Origin of the sequence: Stenotrophomonas sp. yr243 (genome assembly GCF_900184195.1) — a bacterium.
GTDB lineage: Bacteria > Pseudomonadota > Gammaproteobacteria > Xanthomonadales > Xanthomonadaceae > Stenotrophomonas > Stenotrophomonas lactitubi.
Window position 1 is genome coordinate 151183 of sequence record NZ_FXWT01000001.1, and the last position, 25151, is coordinate 176333.

General features: G+C 65.6%; 18 protein-coding genes. 7 read left to right on the forward strand and 11 right to left on the reverse strand.

Annotated elements, in window-relative coordinates:
• Positions 1-2: 2 nt before the first annotated feature.
• Together QOL57_RS00645 and QOL57_RS00650 are read right to left on the reverse strand one after the other, a co-directional pair.
• On the reverse strand, positions 3-404 hold the full coding sequence (locus QOL57_RS00645) for a type II toxin-antitoxin system VapC family toxin (protein WP_089240966.1): 402 nt from the start codon (positions 402-404) through the stop codon (positions 3-5).
• A gap of 6 nt (positions 405-410) precedes the next feature.
• On the reverse strand, positions 411-635 hold the full coding sequence (locus QOL57_RS00650; protein WP_025878955.1) for an AbrB/MazE/SpoVT family DNA-binding domain-containing protein: 225 nt from the start codon (positions 633-635) through the stop codon (positions 411-413).
• Between the two features lie 190 nt (positions 636-825).
• Between QOL57_RS00650 and bamE the strand changes: the two genes are divergently transcribed.
• Positions 826-1206, forward strand: coding sequence for an outer membrane protein assembly factor BamE (gene bamE, locus QOL57_RS00655; RefSeq protein WP_089240964.1), 381 nt, complete (start codon positions 826-828; stop codon positions 1204-1206).
• A gap of 258 nt (positions 1207-1464) precedes the next feature.
• Positions 1465-4218, forward strand: a complete 2754-nt coding sequence (gene acnA, locus QOL57_RS00660; protein ID WP_089240962.1) for an aconitate hydratase AcnA — start codon at positions 1465-1467, stop codon at positions 4216-4218.
• Positions 4219-4376: 158 nt separating this feature from the next.
• On the opposite strand, the gene QOL57_RS00665 is transcribed toward acnA, so the two are convergent.
• On the reverse strand, positions 4377-5927 hold the full coding sequence (locus tag QOL57_RS00665) for a BCCT family transporter (RefSeq protein ID WP_089240960.1): 1551 nt from the start codon (positions 5925-5927) through the stop codon (positions 4377-4379).
• A gap of 170 nt (positions 5928-6097) precedes the next feature.
• Here QOL57_RS00665 and betI point away from each other — a divergent pair, with 170 nt between their 5' ends.
• From betI to QOL57_RS00690, 5 genes are all read left to right on the forward strand, one after another.
• Positions 6098-6688, forward strand: coding sequence for a transcriptional regulator BetI (betI, locus tag QOL57_RS00670; protein WP_089240958.1), 591 nt, complete (start codon positions 6098-6100; stop codon positions 6686-6688).
• A 41-nt stretch (positions 6689-6729) separates the two neighbouring features.
• Complete coding sequence (gene betB / locus QOL57_RS00675; RefSeq protein ID WP_089240956.1) at positions 6730-8202, forward strand: betaine-aldehyde dehydrogenase; 1473 nt, start codon at positions 6730-6732, stop codon at positions 8200-8202.
• Between the two features lie 107 nt (positions 8203-8309).
• On the forward strand, positions 8310-9986 hold the full coding sequence (gene betA, locus QOL57_RS00680) for a choline dehydrogenase (protein ID WP_198512189.1): 1677 nt from the start codon (positions 8310-8312) through the stop codon (positions 9984-9986).
• 230 nt (positions 9987-10216) lie between these two features.
• On the forward strand, positions 10217-11893 hold the full coding sequence (locus QOL57_RS00685; protein WP_089240952.1) for a long-chain fatty acid--CoA ligase: 1677 nt from the start codon (positions 10217-10219) through the stop codon (positions 11891-11893).
• A 161-nt stretch (positions 11894-12054) separates the two neighbouring features.
• The gene (locus tag QOL57_RS00690; protein ID WP_089240950.1) at positions 12055-12927 is read left to right on the forward strand and encodes a crotonase/enoyl-CoA hydratase family protein; all 873 of its coding nucleotides are present in this window, start codon (positions 12055-12057) and stop codon (positions 12925-12927) included.
• A gap of 105 nt (positions 12928-13032) precedes the next feature.
• Here QOL57_RS00690 and QOL57_RS00695 read toward each other — a convergent pair whose 3' ends face one another.
• The 8 genes from QOL57_RS00695 to QOL57_RS00730 form a co-directional block, all read right to left on the reverse strand.
• On the reverse strand, positions 13033-15204 hold the full coding sequence (locus QOL57_RS00695; RefSeq protein ID WP_089240948.1) for a response regulator: 2172 nt from the start codon (positions 15202-15204) through the stop codon (positions 13033-13035).
• Positions 15201-16346 (reverse strand): two-component system response regulator, encoded by a 1146-nt coding sequence (locus QOL57_RS00700; RefSeq protein ID WP_089240946.1) that lies wholly within the window; start codon positions 16344-16346, stop codon positions 15201-15203. The genes QOL57_RS00695 and QOL57_RS00700 overlap by 4 nt, the downstream gene beginning before the upstream one ends.
• Positions 16347-16550: 204 nt before the next feature.
• Positions 16551-18062 (reverse strand): lysine--tRNA ligase, encoded by a 1512-nt coding sequence (lysS, locus tag QOL57_RS00705; protein WP_089240944.1) that lies wholly within the window; start codon positions 18060-18062, stop codon positions 16551-16553.
• Positions 18063-18262: 200 nt separating this feature from the next.
• Positions 18263-19903: an acetolactate synthase large subunit gene (locus QOL57_RS00710; RefSeq protein WP_089240942.1), complete on the reverse strand. Its 1641-nt coding sequence runs from the start codon at positions 19901-19903 to the stop codon at positions 18263-18265.
• Between the two features lie 75 nt (positions 19904-19978).
• Positions 19979-21370: an NAD-dependent succinate-semialdehyde dehydrogenase gene (locus QOL57_RS00715; protein WP_089240940.1), complete on the reverse strand. Its 1392-nt coding sequence runs from the start codon at positions 21368-21370 to the stop codon at positions 19979-19981.
• Between the two features lie 684 nt (positions 21371-22054).
• Entirely contained in the window at positions 22055-22837 is a 783-nt protein-coding gene (locus QOL57_RS00720; RefSeq protein WP_089240938.1) for a helix-turn-helix transcriptional regulator, read from the reverse strand.
• A 99-nt stretch (positions 22838-22936) separates the two neighbouring features.
• Positions 22937-24062 (reverse strand): peptide chain release factor 2 gene (prfB, locus tag QOL57_RS00725; RefSeq protein ID WP_099818762.1). Its coding sequence is split into 2 segments (ribosomal slippage): positions 22937-23986 and positions 23988-24062, totalling 1125 coding nucleotides; the frame shifts between segments, so codons are not numbered across the junction.
• A gap of 90 nt (positions 24063-24152) precedes the next feature.
• On the reverse strand, positions 24153-24995 hold the full coding sequence (locus tag QOL57_RS00730; RefSeq protein ID WP_089241302.1) for a LytTR family DNA-binding domain-containing protein: 843 nt from the start codon (positions 24993-24995) through the stop codon (positions 24153-24155).
• Positions 24996-25151 lie beyond the last annotated feature (156 nt).

The following is a 25151-nucleotide window of genomic DNA, read 5'->3' on the forward strand; positions in this document are numbered from 1 at the left end:
GCTCAGGCTTGCGGCACGATCAGCTTCAGGCCCTTGAAGTAGTCGCGATAAAACGTGTCGTTCCAGGTGATCAGGCCATCGCACTGCAGCAGGGCGTGGGCACCGATCATGAATTCGTCCAGGCCACGGCGCTGGCCGCTGCCGCGCTGGCGATGGCGGCGGTGCATTTCACCGGCGCGCAGTGCCGATTTGGCTTCCAGCGCGTTGAAGTGCACGCCCATTTCTTCCAGCGCTTCCAGTACCTCGGCACCGCCGCGCAGGGCGGCGCAGATCTCGGCCAGGGTTGCGCCGCAGACCACCACGCGGCCGCCGACCAGGCTCTGCCGCAGGCAGGCTTCCACCGCATCGGCCTGCGGGCCGTTGCTGAGCAGTTCGACCAGCACCGGTGAATCGACGGCGATCATCACCGCTTACTCCTCGTCGCGCAGGTCGCGCACGGCCGCGTCGGCCGATTCGAAGCCGTCCAGCGAGAACTTGCCGCGGGCGCGGGAGATCGCATCGTCCACGCTCTTGCGCAGGATGATCCGGCTGCCTTCCAGCTCCACCTTCAGCAAGGTGCCCTTGGTCAGGCCCAGCGCATCACGCACTGCCTTGGGCAGGGTGATCTGTCCGCGTTCAGCAACGGTGGCTTCCATGGGGTACGCCTCAAAAAGTATGTATGAATTATACATACCCGTCGCATCCGGGACAAACCACCTGATATGTGACCTTCATCCCGCGTCAGTCGCATTCGGGGGTTAGACTCCCTCGGCAGCCCTGCTGCGCTCCGGCTGGACGCCCCGGCGCTCCTACCGCACCTATCCGCTCCATAAATAAGGAAGTTTCATGCGCGCTCTCACTCTTGCCCTGATGCTGGCTGCCCCGTTGACCCTGTCGGTCCCGGCGGCCCACGCCTTCAACCCGTTCGGTGCCTACGTCACCGGCACCGAGATCACCCCGGCGCAGATGGACGCGGCGGAGATCGGCAAGACCACCCAGAAGCAGGTCAGCGAGGCCTTTGGTGCACCCAATCGCCGCGAGCAGCTGGGCGACACCCAGGTCTGGTACTACGACTTCACCAAGATCAAGAGCTTCGGCAAGAACATCAACGAATCGACCGTCTTCGAATTCAACAAGGCCGGCGTGCTGACCGCCAAGTCCAAGAGCAACGGCACCGGTGGCGCCAAGACCGGCAACCCGCTGCTCGATGCCGCCAACGGCAAGTAAGCCCTGCAGCTGATGCATTCCCGGACGGGGCGCCCATGAGCGCCCCGTCTGCGTGCGGGCCGGCGAAAAAAACGATGCATCCGCTGACACGAAGGCTACACACATCGCTGTAACCTTGCGTTCCAAGCTTGCCGGGTCATTGCCGGGCGCTGGATCGCCGATACTGGGCCGGATCCGGGGCCGGAGTGCCACCGGCAAACGCAAGCAGGCCCGCCCATGCGGGCCACTGCAAGCCATCCGCAAGAGGAGTCATCCCGCATGAGCGATTCGTTCTCCACCCGCAGCCAGCTGGACGTCGGCGGCAACACCTACGACTACTTCAGCCTGCCCAAGCTGGGCCAGCGCTTCGACATCTCCCACCTGCCCTACTCGATGAAGATCCTGCTGGAGAATCTGCTCCGGCACGAGGATGGCGGCGTCACCGTCGGCAAGGACCACATCGAGGCCGTCGCCCGCTGGCAGCCCAGCGCCGAGCCCGACACCGAAATCGCCTTCATGCCTGCACGCGTGGTGCTGCAGGATTTCACCGGCGTGCCCTGCGTGGTCGACCTGGCCGCGATGCGCGATGCGGTGGTCAAGCTGGGCGGCCGCCCGGAACAGATCAATCCGCTGATCCCCTCCGAACTGGTCATCGACCACTCGGTGCAGGTGGATGTGTTCGGCAAGCCCGACGCACTGGACCTCAACGGCAAGATCGAGTTCCAGCGCAACCAGGAACGCTACGGCTTCCTGCGCTGGGGCCAGAAGGCCTTCGACAACTTCAAGGTGGTGCCGCCCAACACCGGCATCGTCCACCAGGTCAACCTGGAAAACCTGGCCCGCGTGGTGATGACCGCGGACAAGGACGGCAAGGCCATCGCCTACCCCGACACCGTGTTCGGCACCGACAGCCACACCACGATGATCAACGGCATCGGCGTGCTCGGCTGGGGCGTGGGCGGCATCGAGGCAGAAGCAGCCATGCTCGGCCAGCCCTCGTCGATGCTGATTCCGCAGGTGGTCGGCTTCAAGCTGACCGGCAAGCTGCCCGAAGGCGCCACCGCCACCGACCTGGTGCTGACCGTCACCCAGATGCTGCGCAAGCTCGGCGTGGTCGGCAAGTTCGTCGAGTTCTACGGCGACGGCCTGCAGCACCTGCCACTGGCCGACCGCGCGACCATCGGCAACATGGCCCCGGAATACGGCGCCACCTGCGGCATCTTCCCGATCGACAACGAATCGCTGACCTACCTGCGCCTGTCCGGCCGCAGCGAAGAGCAGATCGCGCTGGTCGAAGCCTATGCCAAGGCGCAGGGCCTGTGGCACGACGCCAACAGCCCGCATGCGCAGTACAGCACCACGCTGGAACTGGACATGGGCACGGTGAAGCCCTCGCTGGCCGGCCCCAAGCGTCCGCAGGACCGCGTGCTGCTGGAAGACGTGCAGAAGAACTACCGCGACGCGCTGGTCGGCATGACCGCCAACCGTGACAAGCGCAGCGAGGATGTCTCCACCTTCGTCAATGAAGGCGGCGGCGCCGCCGTGGGCAACGAGCAGTTGGCCAAGGGCTACGCCGACATCGAGATGGACGGCAGGAAAGTACGGCTGAAGGATGGCGCGGTGGTCATCGCCGCCATCACCTCGTGTACCAACACCTCCAACCCGGCGGTGATGATCGGCGCCGGCCTGCTTGCCCGCAACGCGGCCGCCAAGGGCCTGGACCGCAAGCCATGGGTCAAGACCTCGCTCGGCCCAGGCTCGCGTGTGGTCACTGACTATCTGGAAAAGGCCGGTGTACTCACCGAGCTGGAAAAGATCGGCTTCTATGTGGTCGGCTATGGCTGCACCACCTGCATCGGCAACTCCGGCCCGCTGCCGACCGAAGTCAGCGCCGGCATCGCCAGTGGCGACCTGGTGGTGACCTCGGTGCTGTCGGGCAACCGCAACTTCGAGGGCCGCGTGCACCCCGAAGTGAAGATGAACTACCTGGCCAGCCCGCCGCTGGTGGTGGCCTACGCCATCGCCGGCACCACCGACATCGACCTGACCACCGAACCGCTGGGCACCGGCAGCGATGGCCAGCCGGTGTACCTGCGCGACATCTGGCCGAGCAACAAGGAAATCGGCGACGTCATCGCCGCTACCGTCGGCCCGGAGATGTTCAAGCAGAACTACGCGGACGTGTTCAAGGGCGATACCCGCTGGAACACCATCGCCTCGCCGGATGGTGATCTGTACGCGTGGAGCGATGCGTCCACCTACATCAAGAACCCGCCGTACTTCGATGGCATGACCATGCAGGTCGGCACCATCGACGACGTGCACGGCGCGCGCGTGATGGGCCTGTTCGGCGATTCGATCACCACCGACCACATCTCCCCCGCCGGCAACATCAAGAAGGATTCGCCGGCGGGCCGCTTCCTGCAGGAACGCGGCGTGCAACCGGCCGACTTCAACAGCTACGGCAGCCGCCGTGGCAACGATGACGTGATGGTCCGCGGCACCTTCGCCAACATCCGCATCAAGAACCTGATGTTCGGTGGCGAAGAAGGCGGCAACACCCTGTACTACCCGACCAACGGCGGCCAGCCGGAAAAGCTGGCGATCTACGACGCGGCGATGAAGTACAAGGCCGACAAGGTGCCGCTGGTGGTGCTGGCCGGCAAGGAATACGGCACCGGCTCCTCGCGCGACTGGGCCGCCAAGGGCACCCTGCTGCTGGGCGTGAAGGCGGTCATCGCCGAGAGCTTCGAACGCATCCATCGTTCGAACCTGGTCGGCATGGGCGTGCTGCCGCTGCAGTTCCGCAACGGCGAAAACGCGCAGTCGCTGGGCCTGGATGGCTCGGAAGTGATCGATGTCACCGGCCTGCAGGATGGCGCCAGCAAGCGCGCCACGGTCACCGCGACCAAGGCGGATGGCACGAAGAAGACCTTCGAAGCCTCGGTGATGCTGCTGACCCCGAAGGAAGTGGAGTACTTCCGCCACGGCGGCCTGCTGCAGTACGTGCTGCGTCAGCTGGCCAGCAAGTAACGCATCAACTGTAGAGCCGAGCCCGCGCTCGGCTACATCGCCACAGCATCAGCCGAGCATGGGCTCGGCTCTACAAGAAGAAGGGCCGGATCCTCGCAGATCCGGCCCTTCTTCTTTGACGCGCGCCTTTGGCGCTCGCCTGCATGGCCCGGCGCTACCTACCGCCGCGGTGCATCCGGGTCGGTACGCAGCGCCTTCAACAGACCCCACATGTAGAACGCCAGGATGAACGAGAACGGCAGGCCGCACAGCACCACCGCTGTCTGCATCGCGCTGAAGTTGCCGGCCAGCAGCAGGCCGACGCTGGCCACGGTGATGCCCGCCGCCCAGAACACGCGCAGCCAGATCGGCGCGTCATGCCCGTCCTCCACGCCATCGTCAACACGCCGGGTGCACAGGTTGGCGATCATCAGCGTGCCCGAATCGACCGGGGTCAGGAACAACACGAAACCGATCACCACCGCCGCGCCGGCGATGTACGGCGCTGCAGGCAGATACTCCAGCAGCTTGAACAGGGTCATCGCCGCATCATGCTGGGCCACTTCGCCCAGTGCTGCCTGGCCATGGTTCAGCACAAGATCGATGGCGGTGTTGCCGAAGATCGACAGCCACGCCAGGGTGAAGCCGAGCGGGATCAGCAGCACGCCCATGATCACTTCACGAATGGTGCGGCCACGCGAGATGCGCGCCACGAACAGGCCAACGAACGGCGCCCAGGCAATCCACCACGCCCAGTAGAACAGCGTCCACGAGCCCATCCACTCACGCCCCTTCGGGTCATTGAGGTACATGTCGAAGCTCTTGCGCACGAACGCGCCCAGGTAGTCGCCGGTGTTCTGCACCAGGCCATCGAACAGGTGCAGGGTCGGCCCAGTCACCAGCACGAACAGCAGCAGCAGGCACAGCAGCCGCACGTTGAGGTTGGACAGCCAGGCGATGCCCTTCTCCACACCGGCAACGACGCCGATGGTGGCCACGACCATCATCACCAGCACGATCGCCACCAGCACCTGCGGCGTATCCGGGATGTGGAACAGGTAGACCAGGCCGGACTGCACCACCAGCGCACCAATGCCGAGGTTGGTGACCATCGAGATCAGCGTCGCCAGGATGCCGAAGCCATCGACCATGTCACCGATGCGGCCATGGATGCGCTCGCCGAAGATCGGGTACAGCGCCGAACGCAGCGCCAGCGGCAGGTTGCGGCGATAGGCGAAGTAGCCCAGCGCCACGCCGACCAGCGCGTACAGCGCCCAGCCGTGCAGGCCCCAGTGCAGGAAGGTCAGCACCATCGCTTCGCGGCCGGCCGCAACCGTGCCGCCGGGCTGCCCGGGCGGGTTGAGGAAATGGTCCAGCGGCTCGTAGGCGCCGTAGTACAGCAGTGCGATGCCGATGCCAGCCGAGAACAGCATCGACACCCAGGCCACGTAGCCGAAGGCGGGCGATTCCTCGTTATGGCCCAGGCGGATGCGGCCATACGGCGAGAACGCCAGCCACAGGACGAAGCCCAGGCAGGCCACGATCAACAGCATGTACCACCAGCCGAACGCCGCCGAGACCTCGGCCTGCGCCCATTGCAGCCAGTGCTCGCTGGCCTGCGGGAAGAACACGGTCAACGCACCGAGAATGCCGATGGAGACCGACGAACTGAAGAACACGAAACGGTTCAAGCGCAGGGGCGAGCGCTTGGGATGAGCCAGGGAAGACATGGGGTCGTCTCATCAGTCCAGGGGGGCACATGGGCGGGGCCGGACCGGAAACCGGGCCCATGGCGTGGGGGCGCGACCGGCATCGTAGGGTTTATTGATTGAACGTTCAATCAATAAAAAGTATGATCTTCACCAGCCCGGCATCCCGGGTCGCAATCCGTGGAGAGACAATGCCGAAGAAAGGCGTGGAGCCGGTCCGCCGCGAGCAGTTGATCCGGGCCACTTTCCAGACCATCGACGAGATCGGCATGGCCGATGCCACCGTCGCCACCATCGCAAAGAAGGCCGGCCTGTCCAGCGGCATCGTCGCCCACTACTTTGGCGACAAGGACGGCCTGCTCAATGCCGCGATGCGGCAGATCCTGCGCGAACTGAAGGCCGCCGTCGCCCGCTATCGCGACGCCGCGCCGGATGACGCACGTTCACAACTTCGCGCCATCGTCGATGGCAACTTCGACGACAGCCAGACCAACGGGACCGCCATGCGTGTATGGCTGACGTTCTGGGCCGCGAGCATGCACCAGCCGGAACTGACCCGGCTGCAGCGTGCCAACGACCAGCGACTGTTCTCCAACCTCTGCCACCAGTTCAACCGCCATCTGCCGCATGCGCAGGCACGCCTGTCCGCACGCGGACTGGCCGCGATGATCGACGGCCTGTGGCTGCGCGGCAGCCTGGTCGGCGGTGACTTCAACGCCGACAAGGCACGTCGCATCGCCTACGGCTACATCGATTTCCAATTGCAGGCCAACGCGCCCTGAGCGCGCCAGCAACCCGCCCCACCCCTTCCAGGAGCAAGCCGATGACCACCCTGCCCGTGCAACAGCTCTACATCCACGGCCGCCGCGTCGATGCCACCAGTGGCAAGACCTTCCAGACCATCAACCCGGCCAACGGCCAGGTGCTGGCCGACGTGCAGATCGCCAGCCAGGCCGATGTCGAGCGCGCGGTTGAAAGCGCGAGCGAAGGCCAGAAGGTGTGGGCAGCGATGACCGCGATGGAGCGCTCGCGCATCCTGCGCCGCGCCGTCGAGATCCTGCGCGAGCGCAATGACGAGCTGGCCCACCTGGAAACCCTGGATACCGGCAAGGCGCTGGCCGAAACCACCACGGTCGACATCGTCACCGGCGCCGACGTGCTGGAGTACTACGCCGGCCTGGCCACCGCCATCGAAGGCATCCAGCTGCCGCTGCGCGAATCGAGCTTCTTCTATACCCGCCGCGAGCCGCTGGGCGTGGTCGCCGGCATCGGCGCCTGGAACTATCCGATCCAGATCGCCATGTGGAAGTCGGCCCCGGCCCTGGCTGCCGGCAACGCGATGGTGTTCAAGCCGTCCGAAGTGACCCCGCTGACCGTGATCAAGCTCGCCGAGATCTACACCGAAGCCGGCGTGCCGGACGGCGTGTTCAACGTCGTGCAGGGCCCGGGCCGCGAGATCGGCAACTGGCTGACCGAGCACCCGGTGATCGAGAAGATCTCCTTCACCGGCGGCGTCGCCACCGGCAAGAAGGTGATGGCCAGCGCCGCGTCGTCGTCGCTGAAGGAAGTGACGATGGAACTGGGCGGCAAGTCGCCGCTGGTGATCTGTGACGACGCCGACCTGGACCGTGCCGCCGACATCGCGGTGATGGCCAACTTCTTCAGCTCCGGCCAGGTCTGCACCAACGGCACCCGCGTGTTCGTGCCGCGCAGCATGCTGGCCGCGTTCGAAGCCGCCGTGGTCGAGCGCGTCAAGCGCATCCGCATCGGCGACCCGATGGCCGCCGAGACCAACTTCGGCCCGTTGACCAGCTTCCCGCACATGGACAACGTGCTGCGCTTCATCGAAAGCGGCAAGAGCGAAGGCGCGCGCCTGCTGACCGGCGGCGGTCGCGCCACCGACGGCGCCCTGGCCGACGGCGCCTATGTGCTGCCGACGGTGTTCTCCGACTGCCGCGACGACATGACGATTGTCCGCGAAGAGATCTTCGGACCGGTGATGAGCATCCTCGCCTACGACGACGAGGATGAAGTGATCCGTCGCGCCAACGACACCACCTTCGGCCTGGCCGCAGGCGTGGTCAGCAAGGACATCAGCCGCGCACATCGCATCATCCATCGCCTGGAAGCCGGCATCTGCTGGATCAACACCTGGGGCGAGTCGCCGGCCGAAATGCCGGTGGGTGGTTACAAGCAGTCCGGCGTCGGCCGCGAGAACGGCATCTCCACCCTCGGCCACTACACCCGCATCAAGTCGGTGCAGGTCGAACTGGGCGACTACGCCAGCGTGTTCTGACCGGCGCGACCTGAGCACCGCCCATCGTCCGGCCACCGCGCCGATCCGACATTCCGCCGGGACGCCTGCATGCAGCGCGCCCGGCCTGCAGGAGAGCAACCATGAGCATCCATAACGAGTACGACTACATCATCATCGGCGCCGGTTCGGCCGGCAACGTGCTGGCCACCCGCCTCACCGAAGATGCCGATGTCAGCGTGCTGCTGCTGGAAGCCGGTGGCCCTGACTACCGGCTCGACTTCCGTACCCAGATGCCCGCCGCACTGGCCTTCCCGCTGCAGGGCCGCCGCTACAACTGGGCGTACAAGACCGATCCCGAGCCCTTCATGAACAACCGCCGGATGGATTGCGGTCGTGGCAAGGGCCTGGGCGGTTCGTCGCTGATCAACGGCATGTGCTACATCCGCGGCAACGCGATGGACTACGACAACTGGGCCGGCATGCCGGGCCTGGAAGACTGGGCCTACCTGGATTGCCTGCCGTACTTCCGCAAGGCCGAAACCCGCGACATCGGCGCCAACGACTACCACGGCGGCGACGGCCCGCTGCGCGTCACCACGCCCAAGGCCGGCAACAACGAACTGTTCGCGGCGATGGTCGAGGCCGGTGTGCAGGCCGGTTACCCGCGCACCGACGACCTCAACGGCTACCAGCAGGAAGGCTTCGGCCCAATGGACCGCACGGTCACGCCGAAGGGCCGCCGCTCCAGCACCGCCCGTGGCTACCTGGACCTGGCCAAGCCGCGCCCGAACCTGACCATCGTCACCCATGCGCTGACCGATCGCATCCTGTTCTCGGGCAAGCGCGCAGTGGGTGTGCAGTGGCTGCACAACGACCAGCCGCAGCGCGCCACCGCCCGCCGCGAAGTGCTGCTGTGCGGCGGTGCCATCGCCTCGCCGCAGATCCTGCAGCGTTCCGGCGTTGGCCCGGCCGACCTGCTGCGCAGCCTGGACATCGACCTCGTGCATCACCTGCCCGGCGTCGGCGCCAACCTGCAGGATCATCTGGAAATGTACCTGCAGTACGAGTGCAAGAAGCCGGTCTCGCTGGCCCCGGCACTGAAGCTGTACAACCAGCCGGCGATCGGCGCCGAATGGCTGTTCCTGGGCACCGGCATCGGCGCCAGCAACCAGTTCGAAGCCGGCGGTTTCATCCGCAGCGATGCCGAGTTCGACTGGCCCAACCTGCAGTATCACTTCCTGCCGGTGGCGATCAATTACAACGGCTCTAACCCGATCAAGGCGCACAGCTTCCAGATGCATGTCGGCTCGATGCGCTCGCCGAGCCGTGGCCGCATCCACGTGCGCTCGAAGGATCCGCGCGAAGATCCCAGCATCCTGTTCAACTACATGTCGCACGACCAGGACTGGCGCGAGTTCCGCTCGGCGATCCGGATCACCCGCGAGATCTTCGCGCAGCCGGCGCTGGCACCGTACAGCGGTCGCGAGATCTCGCCGGGCAGCGCGCTGCAGACCGATGCGCAGATCGATGCGTTCGTGCGCGAGCATGCCGAGACCGCCTACCACCCGTCCTGCTCGAACAAGATGGGCCACGCCGATGATCCGATGGCGGTGGTCGACGGCCAGGGTCGCGTGCATGGCCTGGAAGGCCTGCGCATCGTCGATGCCTCGATCATGCCGCAGGTGGTCACCGGCAACCTCAACGCACCGACCATCATGATCGCCGAGAAGCTGGCCGATGTGATCCGTGGCCGCACCCCGCTGCCGCGCAGCACCGCGCCTTACTACAAGGCCAACGGCGCACCGGTGCGCAAGCAGGGCTGACGCAAACAGCCCTGCGCCGGCGTGCATCCTCCATTGGTGGGTGCCCACCTTGGTGGGCACACCTCCAGGCGCGCCGGCGGACATGCGGTGCCGACCAAGGTCGGCACCCACCGTCGCAGCCCTCGCGAACGCCTCTTCGCGTTTTCCCTACGGGGCGGTATGCTGCGGAGAGCGGTTCTGGCGGATACTGTCCGCGCCGCACCCATCATCACGATTCCTGGAGGGGGAATATGAGTCTGGATCGTCCCTGGCTGCAGAGCTATCCGAAAGGCGTTCCCGCCGAAATCGACGTCAACGAGTTCCATTCGGTAGTTTCGGTCTTCGACGCGTCCGTCGCGAAGTATCGCGACCGACCGGCCTACTCCAGTTTCGGCAAGACCCTCACCTACGGTGAGACCGATGCCCTGGTCGAGCAGTTCGCCGCTTACCTGCTGGGTGAGCTGAAGCTCAAGAAGGGCGACCGCGTCGCCCTGATGATGCCCAACTGCCTGCAATACCCGGTGGCGACCTTCGGCGTGCTGCGTGCCGGCTTGACCGTGGTCAACGTCAACCCGCTGTACACCGCGCGCGAGCTGAAGCATCAGCTGGTCGACGCCGGGGTTGCCGCGATCGTGGTGGTGGACAACTTCGGCGACACCGTCGAACAGGTCATCGCCGATACGCCGGTCAAGCATGTGGTCACCACCGGCCTGGGCGACCTGCTCGGCACCAAGGGCGTGATCGTCAACTTCGTGCTCAAGTACATCAAGAAGATGGTGCCCAACTACCATCTGAAGGGCGCGGTGCGCTTCAAACAGGCGCTCAAGCTGGGCAGCCGCCACACCCTGCCGAAGGTCGAGATCGACCACGACGACGTGGCGTTCCTGCAGTACACCGGCGGCACCACCGGTGTGGCCAAGGGCGCGATGCTGACCAACCGCAACCTGATCGCCAACATGCAGCAGGCCTCAGCCTGGATCAGTGCATCGGGCATCGAGATGGGCAAGGAATGGATCATCACCGCCCTGCCGCTGTACCACATCTTCGCGTTGACGGCGAACGGCCTGGTCTTCATGAAGTTCGGTGGCTGCAACCACCTCATCACCAATCCGCGTGACATGAAGGGCTTCGTCAAGGAGCTGAAGTCGGTGCGCTTCACCGCCATCACCGGCGTCAACACGCTGTTCAACGGCCTGCTCAACACCCCCGGCTTCGACACCGTCGATTTCTCCTCGCTGAAGGTGACTCTGGGCGGCGGCATGGCCGTGCAGCGTGCGGTCGCCGAGCGCTGGAAGAAGACCACCGGCGTCACCCTGGTCGAGGCCTACGGCCTGACCGAGACCTCGCCGGCGGCCTGCATCAACCCGCTTACCCTGGCCGAGTACAACGGCTCGATCGGCCTGCCGATTCCGTCCACCGATGCCTGCATCAAGGACGACAACGGCAACATCCTGGCGCTGGGTGAAGTGGGCGAATTGTGCATCCGCGGCCCGCAGGTGATGAAGGGCTACTGGCAGCGTCCCGAGGAAACCGCCAAGGCCATCGACGCCGACGACTGGCTGCACACCGGTGACATGGCGAAGATGGACGAGCACGGCTTCTTCTACATCGTCGACCGCAAGAAGGACATGATCCTGGTGTCCGGCTTCAACGTGTACCCGAATGAAGTCGAAGACGTGATCGCGATGATGCCGGGCGTGCTGGAAGTGGCCGCAGTGGGCGTACCGGACGAGAAGTCCGGCGAGGTGGTCAAGGTGGTCATCGTCAAGAAGGACCCGAACCTGACCGCCGAGATGGTCAAGGAACACGCCCGGGCCAACCTGACCGGCTACAAGCACCCCAGAATCGTTGAATTCCGAAAAGAGCTGCCGAAGACCAACGTCGGCAAGATCCTGCGTCGCGAACTCCGCGATACGCCCGCCCCGTAAGGGTTTGCGGAAAGTTGAACGCGCTCAGGCCCGGGTCGGCAACGACCCGGGCCTTTTCGCGTGCGTGGGCCCGGGGCCGGTGTAGCATCGCCGCGTGAGTGGACCGTTCGGCCCGCCGGCCACCACCTTGATCTGCGGGCCGCACCGCCGAGGACCCTTCCATGAGTACCATCGAAAAGCTGCCCAGCAGCGGCTCGCCCTATGCCACCATCCGCACCCAGGACAGCGCCGACGGCGCCGCCCACTGGCTGTTCATGCACGCCGACGCCTCCACCGGCGTGCGTCCCTGCTGCCGCAAGGACATGCTGGACGAGATGTGGAGCTACATGAGCGCCATCACCCGCGGCCCGGCGCAGCGCCACAGCGGCCAGCTGCGCCATTTCGTGCTGGCCTCCGACGCCGCCGCCTACAACCTGGGTGGCGACCTGGACCTGTTCACCCGGCTGATCCGGGAAGGCAACCGCGACCTGCTGCTGACCTATGCCCAACGCTGCGTGGAAGGCGTGCACCACCTGCACACCGGCTTCGGCGGCGACGTCCGCTCGATCGCCCTGATCCAGGGCGACGCATTGGGTGGCGGCCTGGAAATGGCACTGGCCTGCCACACCATCGTGGCCGAGGAAGGCTGCGGCATGGGCCTGCCCGAAGTGCTGTTCGGCCTGTTCCCGGGCATGGGCGCCTATTCGTTCCTGTGCCGCCGGGTGTCACCGCAGCTGGCCGAGAAGATCATCCTCGACGGCCGTGTCTACAGCGCCGAGGAGATGCACGCGATGGGCGTGGTCGACGTGCTGGTCAGGAAAGGTGAAGGTCGCAGTGCAGTGGAAGAGATGATCCGCCAGCAGCAGCGCCTGCCGCAGTCGTACCTGGCAATGAATGCCGCGCGCAACCTGGCGCAGGCGGTCAGCTATGACGAACTGCTGGAAATCACCAAGGTCTGGGTCGATTCGGCGCTGGCGCTGGGCGACCGTTCGCTGCGCACCATGGACCGTTTGATCAAGGCACAGACCCGACGCGCCACTCTGGATGTGGCCTGATACGTTCCCCTCCCCCGCAGGGTTCAAGCCCGGCTGGCCACCGGGCTTTTTTTATGGGGCCTGCGAGCATGGGCAACCCGCCGCACAGGCCAGGCAGGCCCGGCGCTAGCGTTCGCCGTCGTCAGCCACGCCACGTGCCTTGCGTTCGGCACGCGCATCGAGCGCATGCCGGCCTTCCTTGATCGCCCCCTGCAGCACCGCAAGACGCTGCCGCCATTCGGCTTTCAGCTGCCAATCGGCCATCCGCATCAATTCGCCGGCGCGGTTGGACGCGCGCACCAGGCCGAGGTTGCTGGCCACGCCCTTGATCGCATGCGACTGCTCGCGGAAAGCGTCCCAGCGTGCCGCTTCGCCATCGCCTTCTGCCTTGCGCAGGCACGACTCGGCATCATCCAGGCACTGGCGGATGAACTCGCGTTCGAAACCCTCGCCCATTCCCAGCGACGCCAGTTCATCCAGCACGCCGGTATCAAGCACGCCATCGAGGTTGGTGACGGTACGCACGATCGGCGGCGCACTGGACTTGAGCTGGGCGTTGTTGGCGATCTCGGCCAGGGTGTCCAGCAGGCGCACGGCCACCACAGGCTTGGCGAGGAACGCATGTGCACCGGCCTGGGTACAGCGCTGGATCGCTTCGGGAGTAACGTCGGCGCTGAGCACCAGCACCGGCGTGCGCGGGCCGCCACCGGCCTGCATCACCCGCAGTTCCTTCAACATGTCCAGGCCACTCATGCCCGGCATGTGCAGATCGACGATGGCCGCATCGAACTCGCTTTCGGCCAATGCATCCAGCACCGCCTCGCCACCATCGACGCACAGCACCTTGTGCCCGGCCTTCTGCAACAGCCGCTGCAGCACCATGCGGTTGGCCTCGTGGTCGTCGGCGACCAGGATCTGCATGCTGCGCACCCGAGCGCGATGGCGCAGGAACGGATCGGCGAACGCAATGACGTTACCGCCGGCACCGGCTTCGTCGCCCGCAGCGAGGGTCGGCACCGCACCCGGGACCACCGGCTGCGGCGGCGCGAACGGCAGTTCCACCCAGAAGTGGCTGCCCTGCGGCGGGTTGTCCAGATACCCGATCTCGCCGTCCATCGCTTCGACCAGCCCCTTGGCGATGGTCGTGCCCAGGCCGGTACCTTCATGGCGACGGGCCATGCTGACGTCGGCCTGCTCGAAGGCCTCGAACAGACGCGGGCGCATCGCCGGTGCGACGCCGATGCCGGTATCAAGAATGTCGAAGCGCAGCCGCACCCCACCCTGCGTGTCTGCATGGACAACGCCGACGCGGATCTCGACCCGGCCATGATCGGTGAACTTGACCGCGTTGCCGGCCAGGTTGAGCAGGATCTGCCGCAGATGCCCGACATCGCCGCGCAGGGTCGGCGGGACGGTCTCGGCCACCTTCACCCGATAGTCCAGGCGCTTGGCCTTGGCCTGCGGCAACAGGATCAGGCCGATGGCCTGGATCACTTCGGAAAGAACGAAATCCTCGGCAACAACGCGCAGTTTTCCGGCCTCGATCGCCGAGATGTCCAGCACTTCCTCGACCAGTGCCAACAGGCTGCGCGAAGACGCCTGGATGGTACTCACGCACTCACGCTGTTCGTCGTCCAGGCGCGTGGTCGCCAATACTTCTGTCATGCCATTCAATCCATTGAGTGGGGTACGAAACTCGTGGCTCATGTTGGCCAGGAATCGACTCTTGGCTTCGCTGGCGCGCCGCGCCTCGGCCATCGCTTCGGTCAACTGCCGCAGCAGCGTGGAAAAATACAGGGGAACCGCGGCAAGACCAAGCCACAGGCCGATGGCCAAGCGTGCGTTCTGCTGCCAGTACGGGGTGGACAGTGCGGTGCTACCGAAGCTGACCATCGCCATCGCCACGGCCACATACAGGTAGTGGTTGCCGAAGCGCATGCCGTTGCCCACCGTCACCCACATCACCACGATGTAGACCCACGACAGCGGCTCACCCATCTGGATCATGCCGGCGGCGATCAGCCCGTAGTCGGCCAGCATGCCCAGTACGCGCCGGGGATCGGAGCGCTGCGGTCGCCACAGCAGCCAGCCGAACAACAGCAGCGACAGGCTCAGGCCGGTCAGCACGATCGCCAGCACACCCACATACTGGCTGTGCGGCAGTTCATGCCGTGCCGAAGGCAGCAGCACGTACGCCAGGATCAGGCTGATCAGGATGATGCGGACGATCTGCTGTCCGTGCTCGCTGTCCTGTCGCTGGGACAGGCGCAGCCGCAATCGCGACAGCAGGCGTTTCACGCGCCCAGTCCCGGGCGTGCAGAGGCGATGGAGTGCTCGGCGCAGATCTGTTCCAGTTGCTCGCGGCCGCGCAGCAATGCATCCACGCAACGCGGATCGAACAGACGCCCACGCTGGGCGTACAGGTAGGCCATGGTGGCTTCCATCGTCCACGCTTCCTTGTAGGGGCGCGGCGAGATCAGCGCATCGAACACGTCGGCCACCGCGACGATACGCGCCTCCAGCGGAATCGCGTCGCCGACCAGGCCATCGGGATAACCACTGCCGTCGTAGCGCTCATGGTGACGCAGCGCGATCAACGCACCGACCTGGATGAAGCGGTTCTGGCTGCCACTGAGCAGCTCATGGCCAATGCGTGGATGCCGACGCATGATCGCCAGCTCCTCATCATTGAGCTTGCCCTGCTTGAGCAGCACCGCATCGGGAATGGCAATCTTGCCCATGTCGTGCAGCGGCGCAGCCATTTCGATCAACTTGACGTCGTCTTCCGGCAGGCCCAGCTGCTCGGCGATCAAGCCAGCCACGCGCGCCATCCGTTCAAGGTAGGCACTGGTGCCGGCATCACGGAACTCGATCGCACGTGCCAGCCGCGAAAGCGTCTCGCGCTCGCGCTCCTCCACCTCATGCATGCTGGCCAGCAGCCGCTGCTCCAGTGACAGCGCACGCTGCTTCACGTTCTCGGTCTGCTGGCGCAACTGCAACAGGTTGTAGCAGCGTGCGCGCAGCTCGCGCGGGCGGATCGGCTTGACCAGGAAATCGATCACGCCGGCTTCGAGCGCCGCCTGCCGGATCGGCTCGTCGCCGACCACGGTGATCAGGATCACCGGGATATCGCGATGTTTGGGCAGCCGGCGGAAGCGGCGGGCGAATTCCAGTCCGTCCATCTCCGGCATGCGGTAATCGAGAAGCAGCAGGTCGACCGGATACGATTCGCACCATGCCAACGCGGTCAACGGATCGCCGAAATCATGCACGCTCAGTTCCGGCGCGATGTCTTCGATGACGTGACGAAGCATCGTCCGTGCGGAAGTCTGGTCATCGACGATGACGATGTTCAAGGCGTTCTCTGCCTGCTTTCTCGACCATGCTGAAAGGTCAGCGGGCGAGGATACCCCGCCGCTGTGCACGCTGGCACCCTGCATCGGCTCGACTCCCGTCACAAGCTCCCCGATTCATGATCGTCGTCACAATGTGAAGCGGATTCTCCACATTGCGGCCTCCCCTGACGCCATCAAGCCATAGCCAGTGTCAAGGTTGTGCAATAACGATACGCCGAGTGCGGGACGCGTCAATCGCGCCGTCTCAAACCGAGACGGCGCGCACAAACAGACGCCGAAAAACGCCGATTACTGCTCCGGACGCATGTACGGGAACAGCAGTACGTCGCGGATCGAGCTGCTGCCGGTCAGCAGCATCACCAGGCGATCGACGCCGATGCCGAGGCCGCCGGTCGGCGCCATGCCGTACTCCAGCGCACGGATGTAGTCGGCGTCGTAGTGCATGGCCTCGTCGTCGCCCCCTTCCTTCGCCGCCACCTGCGCCTGGAAGCGCTGGGCCTGGTCTTCCGGGTCGTTCAGCTCGGAGAAGCCGTTGGCCAGTTCCTTGCCGTTGACGAACAGTTCGAAGCGGTCGGTATAGCCTGGATCGTTGTCGTTGGCACGGGCCAGCGGCGAGACCTCTACCGGATGATCGGTGATGAAGGTCGGCTGGATCAGGGTGTGCTCGACGGTGGCTTCGAAGATCTCAAGCAGCAGCTTGCCCCAGCCGTAGGACGGCTTGACGCGGATCTTCAAGCGCTCGCAATGGCGCAGCAGCGCATCACGGTCGGTGCAGTCGGCCGCGGAAATTTCCGGGTTGTGGTGGCGTACCGCCTCGTCCATGCGCCAACGGCGGAACGCCGGGCCCAGGTCGATGTTGGCGCCGTCCCACTCAACCGTGGTGGAGCCGTTCACCGACTGCGCCACGTCACGGATCACGCCTTCGGTCAGGTCCATGATCTCGTTGTACGTGGCATACGCCTCGTACAGTTCCATCATGGTGAATTCCGGGTTGTGGCGGGTGCTGACGCCTTCGTTGCGGAAGTTGCGATTGATTTCGTAGACGCGCTCCAAGCCACCGACGGTCAGGCGCTTGAGGTACAGCTCCGGCGCCACGCGCAGGTACAGGTCAAGGTCCAGCGCATTGTGGTGGGTGGTGAACGGCTTGGCCGCCGCGCCGCCCGGGATGTAATGCATCATCGGCGTCTCGACTTCGAGGAAGTCGCGGTTGTCCAGCCATGCACGCATCGCACGGATGATCTTCGAGCGCTTGATGAACACCGCGCGCGACTCCGGCGTCACGATCAGGTCGACATAGCGCTGGCGGTAGCGCTGCTCGACGTCGGCCAGGCCATGCCACTTGTCCGGCAGCGGGCGCAGCGACTTGGTCAGCAGGCGGATCGACTCGGCCTTGACCGACAGCTCGCCGGTCTTGGTACGGGTCAGGCCACCCTCGACCGCAATGATGTCGCCCACGTCCCAGCCCTTGAAGGCGGTGTAGGCATCGCCCAGCACGCTGCCCTGCAGGAACAGCTGGATGCGGCCGGATTCGTCCTGGATCTGGGCGAAGCTGGCCTTGCCCATGACCCGCTTGGCCATCAGGCGACCGGCCATCTTCACCTGGCGGCCGTTGCCTTCCAGGGTTTCGGCGGTCCACTGTTCCGCATCGGCGAACTCGTCCTGCAGGCTGCCGGCGAAGTCCTCGCGACGGAAGTCGTTCGGGTACGCGATGCCCTGCCCACGCAGCGCTTTGAGTTTCTCACGGCGCTCGGCGATCAACTTGTTTTCGTCGACGGGGGGGGTATCGGTAGCTTCGCTCATGGATCTGCGGGAATCGTGTAGTGAGGGGGAGTCTTGCGCCCGGCACAGCCGGTTGCCCAGCATACCAAAAGCGCCCTGCCCCGGCCTCCGGACGGCCCCTCCCCGGCCTTGGGCCGCCCCCGCTCCGGTAGCCGCCAACCTTGGTTGGCGCTCCACCGTGTGTCGACCAAGGTCGACACCTACCGGGTCATGCCCCGGATTCACCCGTTCCCTGGGAACGCCTGCCGCAGCTCGTCCACCAGCACCCGCTGGTTCTCCGAATAATCAATCGGCACCGACACCAGGTGCACGCCGCCCGCCGTGAACGCCGCTTCCAGCGTCGGAATGAACTGCTCGATCGCGGTCACCTCATGCCCTTGGCAGCCATAGGCTTCGGCGTATTTGACGAAGTCCGGATTGCCGAAGGTCATGCCGTAGTCGGCGAAGCCGTCCACCGCCTGCTTCCAGCGGATCATGCCGTAGGCGCCGTCGTTGAGGATCAGCACCACCAGGTTCAGGCCCAGCCGGCGCGCCGTCTCCAGCTCCTGGCTGTTCATCATGAAACCGCCATCGCCACACACCGCCAGCACGCGGCGCTGCGGGTACAGGATCGAGGCCATGATCGCCGACGGCAGCCCCGCCCCCATCGTCGCCAATGCGTTGTCCAGCAACAGCGTGTTCGCCACCTGGGTGCGGTAGTTGCGCGCGAACCAGATCTTGTACATGCCGTTGTCCAGCGCCACGATGCCGTCCGGCGGCATCACCTGGCGCACGTCATGCACCAGCCGCTGCGGCGTGAAGCCGGCCTCTTCGGCACGATCGGCGATGTGCTCCAGGATCGTCGCGCGCAACGGCAGCAGCGCAGCGGCGTTGTCGACCTTGCCTTCGATACGGTCGGCCAGCAGGGTCAGCGAACGGCCGATATCGCCGATCACTTCTACCTGCGGGAAATACACCTGCTCGACCGCGGCCTGCGAATAGCCGATGTGGATGACCGTGCGGCCACCCGGGCGCATCACGAACGGCGGCTTCTCCGTCACCTCGTGGCCAATGGTCACGATCACGTCGGCCTGGTCGATGGCCATGTGCACGTAGTCTCGCTCGCTCAGCGCCGCCGTGCCCATGTACAGGCCCGAGCCGCCGGCGACTGCGCCCTTGCCCATCTGTGTGGTGACGAACGGAATGCCGGCGCGCAGCACGAAGGCCGACAGCGCCTCGCTGGACTGTGGCCGCGATGCCGCCGACGCGATCACCAGCAACGGCCGCTTGGCGTCGCGGATGATCTGCGCCGCACGATCCAATGCCTCGGGGCTGGCAATCGGCCGATCCACCGGGTGTGGCGGGATCAGTGCGGCGTCCTCGACCTCCATCGCCGCGATGTCCTCTGGCAGTTCCAGCAGCACCGGGCCGGGGCGTTCTTCCAGGGCCGTGCGGAACGCTTCGCGCACGATGATCGGGATGGTGCGTGCCGAGACGATCTGCCGCGCGGACTTGGTCAGCGGCTTCATCGTGCCGACGATGTCCACGATCTGGAAGCGCGCCTGCTTGCTGGCAACGATGCCCTTCTGCCCGGTGATCATGATTGCCGGCCACGCGCCGAGCAGCGCATAGGCAGCACCGGTGGTGAAGTTCAAAGCGCCCGGGCCGAGCGTGGCCAGGCAGACGCCCGGCTTGCCGGTCAGGCGACCATAGGTGGCGGCCATGAACACGGCAGCCTGTTCGTGGCGGGTGATGACCAGCTCGATGCTGGAGTGGCGAAGCGACTCGACGACATCGAGGTTCTCCTCACCGGGAATGCCAAAAATGCGCTCGACGCCCTCGTTTTCGAGTGCGGCGACGAGCAGATCGGAACCCTTGGACATGGAATGACGTCCTTCTCGCAATGCGTGATGGTGGAACGGTGCAGGGATGCTGACAGCAAGCGTGGATGGCCCGCGTCAACGGCGGTCGAACCACACCGTCTGCGCGTTGACGAATTCGCGGATACCGAAGTGCGACAGCTCGCGGCCGAAGCCACTTTTCTTCACGCCTCCGATCGGCACGCGCGGATCGGAGGCCGAGAAGCCGTTGACGAACACGCCACCGGTTTGCAGCCGGCGTGCCAGCTGCATCGCGCGGGCGTGGTCGCCCGTCCACAGATTGCCGCTGAGCCCGAACTCGCTCTGGTTGGCCAGATCCACCGCATGGTCGGCATCGCGCGCGCGGCTGATCGACGCCACTGGGCCGAAGGTCTCGGTGTCGAACGCCTGCATCCCCGGCTCGACGCCGGCCAGCACGGTGGGGGCGTAGAAGCTGCCGGGGCGATCAAGCTGCTTGCCGCCCACCAGCAGCTGCGCACCGGCCGCGACCGAGGCGCGCACCTGTGCATCAAGCTGTTCAAGCAGGTCCTGCCGGGCCATCGGGCCGATCCGGTTGCCGGCCTCGCGGCCATCGCCGACCGTCAGCGCCTGTACCCGCTCGCAGAACAGCGCCACGAAGCGCTCGTACACCGGCGCTTCGACGATGATGCGCTTGCCGGCAATGCACACCTGCCCGGTGTTCTGGAAGCGCGAGGCCACCGCTGCATCGACCGCTGCATCGAGATCGGCGTCGGCCAGCACGATGAACGGATCCGAGCCACCCAGTTCAAGCACCACTTTCTTCAACGCCTGCCCGGCCTGCGCGGCAATGCTGCGCCCGGCGGCGACGCTGCCGGTCAGGGTCACTGCCGCGATGCGGTCATCGGCGATGGCGGTACTGGTGCCTTCGCGGCTGATGTTGGCAGCAATGAAGGTGCCCTCCGGCAAGCCAGCGTCACGCCACGCAGCGGCGAGCAGCGCGGCGGTGCCGACGATGTTCTCGGCCGGCTTCAGCAGGAAACCATTGCCGCCCATGAGGATCGGCACGGCCGCGCGCATCACCTGCCAGTACGGGAAGTTCCACGGCATGATGCCGAGCACCACGCCCAGCGGCAGGTAGGAGACATAGGCCTTGTTGTCGGCCACTGACGTCGGTTCGTCGCGCAGGAACGCCGCGCCGTTGTCGGCGTACCAGTCACACAGCACCGCGCACTTCTCGATCTCGGCCAGCGACTCGGCGTGGACCTTGCCCATCTCGGCGGTGGCCAGCGCGGCCAGGGGCTCACGGTCACGACGCAGCACGGCGGCCATCGCACGCAGCACGCTCGCGCGTTGATCGAGTGACTGCGCACTCCAGGCAGCAAAGCCGGCCTGTCCGCGATCAAGGATCGCTTCCAGCTCGGCAGCAGTGGCGAAGGGATGGCTGGCGATCTGCTGGCCGGTGGCCGGATCGCGGGAAATGGCAGCGGGGGCTGCGGGGGAAGCGGACATGCAGGTCTCCTGTTGTCTCGACAACGGGCGGCTGCCCGTTTCCTGACAAGGAATGTGGACCCGATCGGCAAAGGCAACAAGGCGTCTGTTTATCCTGTGACCTGCACTTACCTGCCTGAATAGGGTTGGGGTTATCGGCAGGGCTGCGCCCTGCACCCGCAGAGGCAACAGCAACGGCAGAGGCAACAGCAACAGCGGCACTCCGTGGGATGGCGGGGTGGGTCCGGTGGCGGGAGACGCCGTAAACCCATCCATGGGGGCTTGGCCGCGGCATCCATGCCGCGGACACTCCCGCAACCGGACCCACCCCGCCTTCGACAGATCTCCGCAATCTGTCGGGATGGCATGGCCTGCTCTTGGTTGGTGTCGACCTTGGTCGACACGGTAGATCCACGCCATGCGTGGATGAATCTCCATCGAAATCGAATATCTCGAATCGAAATCGAAAAGCATCCACGCATAGCGTGGATCTACTGGCCACCGGGAGACTGTCGAAGGTGGGGCGGTGTCGGATTGCGGGGTGTCAGCCGCATGGATGCGGCTGCCAAGCCCCCATGGATGGGTTCACGGCGTCCCCGCAATCCGACACCGCCCCGCCAACTCACGGAAAGCCCGCTGTTGCTGTTGCTGTTGCTTCGGCTCTGGCCTCTGCAGGTGCAGGGCGCAGCCCTGCCGAACAACCCTCTACCTGCGCGGCAGGTAGGTCACCAGTGACAGGTCGTGCCGGCTCTCCGGCACCAGCGCCACGTACTGCAGGTCCAGCAGCCCGCGCGTGGGATGGTTCAGCTTCTTGGCACCTTCGTCGAAACGACGGACATCGTGCTCCGGCCACCACGCACGGAACTGCACGCTGTGCGCGCCGATGTCTTCGGCCAGCGCCAGGAACGGTGCCTTGTCCGGTGCCTGCGCCATCGCCGCGCGGAAGCTGGCCAGCAGGCCGCGGGTCATTTCTTCCCAGTTGAGGATCAACGTTCTGTACGGCGGATACAGGAACATCAGCCGCAACGTGTTGCGCTCATGCGGCGCCAGCTGACCATAGTCGACGAACAGATCGGCAATGGCCGGGTTCCAGGCCAGGATGTCGAAACGGGTGTTGCGCACGTAGGCGGGGATCGGCTGCATGGCCTCCACCAGCTGGCGCAGGCCGTCGGTCACCGTCTCGTCGGGTGATTCCAACGGCACCCCGTAGCCGGACAGCGCGAACGCGTAGGCGCGCTCGTCGTCGCTCATCCGCAGCACCTGCGCCAGGCGCTCCAGCACCTCGGGCGAGGCACGAACTTCGCGGCCCTGTTCGATCCAGGTGTACCAGCTGACGCTGACCCCGATCGCCAGCGCGACTTCCTCGCGCTTCAGGCCCGGCGTGCGCCTGCGCCCCGCTGGCAGCCCCAGTGTTGCTGGCTCGACCCGAGCGCGGCAGGCCTTGAGAAAGCCACCCAGTTCCTTGCGTTCGGCTTCACTGCGCATCATCGCCCTGCCTTGCAGGTTTCAACAGCATTGCGGGACGCCCATGACGTCCCGCAACGCAGGGCCCGGGCAGCGGACGGTACCGCTGTCGCCGGGCACGCATCAGGCATCGATGCGCTTGGAGCCGACCGCCAGGCCGGCCTTCAGGCTGGCCTCGACGAACTCGTCCAGGTCACCATCGAGCACTTTCTGCGTATCCGAACGCTCGATGCCGGTGCGCAGGTCCTTGATACGGCTCTGGTCGAGCACGTAGTTGCGGATCTGGCTGCCCCAGCCGATGTCGGACTTGGTGGCTTCCACCGCATCACGCTCGGCGTTGCGCTTCTGGATTTCCAGCTCGTACAGCTTGGCCGCCAGCATCTTCATCGCGTTGTCGCGGTTCTGGTGCTGGCTGCGGCCGGTCTGGCAGGCCACGACCGTGTTGGTCGGGATGTGGGTGATACGCACCGCCGACTCGGTCTTGTTGACGTGCTGACCACCGGCACCGGACGAGCGGTACACGTCGGTACGCAGATCGGCCGGGTTGATGTCGATTTCGATGTTGTTGTCCACTTCCGGCGACACGAACACCGAGGTGAAGCTGGTATGGCGGCGGTTGTCCGAGTCGAACGGCGACTTGCGCACCAGGCGGTGCACACCGGTCTCGGTCTTCAGCCAACCATAGGCGTAGTCGCCTTCCACGCGCAGCGTGGCCGACTTGATGCCCGCGACGTCGCCACCGGACACTTCCATCAGCTCGGTCTTCCAGCCACGCGATTCGCACCAGCGCAGGTACATGCGCAGCAGGATCTCGGCCCAGTCCTGGGCTTCGGTGCCACCGGCGCCGGCCTGGATGTCGACGAACGCCGGGGCGGTGTCCATCTGGCCGGAGAACATGCGCTGGAACTCCAGCTTCTCCACGTGCGCCTGGTGCTTGTCCAGGTCGGCCACCACGGCCAGCGCGGTGTCCTCGTCCTGTTCGGACTCGGCCAGCTCCAGCAGTTCGGTGGCGTCGCTCAGGCCTTCCAGCACCGCGGCGATGCCGCCCACGGTCTTTTCCAGGGTCGAGCGCTCACGCCCCAGGTTCTGGGCGTACTCGGCGTTGTTCCAGACGTCGGGGCTTTCCAGCTCCCGCGTTACTTCTTCAAGACGCTCTTTCTTGGCGTCGTAGTCAAAGATACCCCCGGAGCGACAACACGCGATCGGTCAGATCGGCGATGCGCTGGCGGACAGGATTCAGTTCGATCATGTCGGCGGTTATGCATTCAAAAGATGACTGCAAATGATACCGCAGCCCGGAGTGAACCGGCGCAAAAGCCGGGTTCGAACGGCCCCGGCCCTACCCGGCGAGCGCCTGCCGCAGCAACGGCAGCTGCCGCCGGCTGCATGGCACCCGGGCCCCGTCAGCCATGTGCAGCAAGGCCTCGCCACCATCCAGCGGCTCGATCGAGCGCAGCTGGTCACGATTGACCAGCCAGCTGCGGTGGCTGCGCAGGAACAGGACCGGGTCCAGCCGCGCTTCCAGCACCGCCATGGTGATCCGCAGCGGGTAGTCATGGCCGCGCACCCGCAGGTTCACGTAGTTGCCGGCGGCCTGGGCGTACTCGACGTCGGCCGTGGCCACCAGGAACTCCTTGCCCAGCTTGCGCACCAGGAAATGGTCGGGACGATCGACCGGCTCGACCGGGGGACCCTCATCGGGGGCGGCCAGCAGGGTCGCTTCGCCCTGCCGGCGCCGACCGAACCAGGCCACGGCATGTACCGCCGAGACCAGCAGCGCGTAGGTCTGGATGTCCTTGAAGAACTCATAGAACCATTGCGCCGGCCAGTCACCGAAGGTGTAGTGGCTGCCAAGCAAGGCGTGCGCGGCCTTGCGCAGCAGCACCATCCCACTCACGTGCAGCAGCCACCACGCGACCGCACCCAGCAGGTACGGCATCAGTCGCTGCCGCCAGGTATCGGCATGCAGCGGCCAGCGTGAAGCGGCACGGATCAACAACACCAACAGCAGCAGCGACACCAGCGCACTGCTGAATTCATCGATCGTCACCGCCATCCACTGCGCTGGCACTCCATCACGCGCCGCCATCATCACCTTGGCCAGTACGTTGGCCGCCGCCGTGCCCAGGAACAGCACGGCCCAGAACACGGCCGCCTGTCGCCCCTGCCTGCTGCTGCCCATCGGTTCGCCACGCACTTGCGGGTCCTGCTGGTTGTGCTCATCCATCGCTGGATTATCGCCAACCACAGCCCCGGTGACGTACGCCATTCGTCCCCCAACCCCGCCATTGGACCCTGCGCGGCATCCAGCTACCCCCTCCTGATGGTGACACCCCGG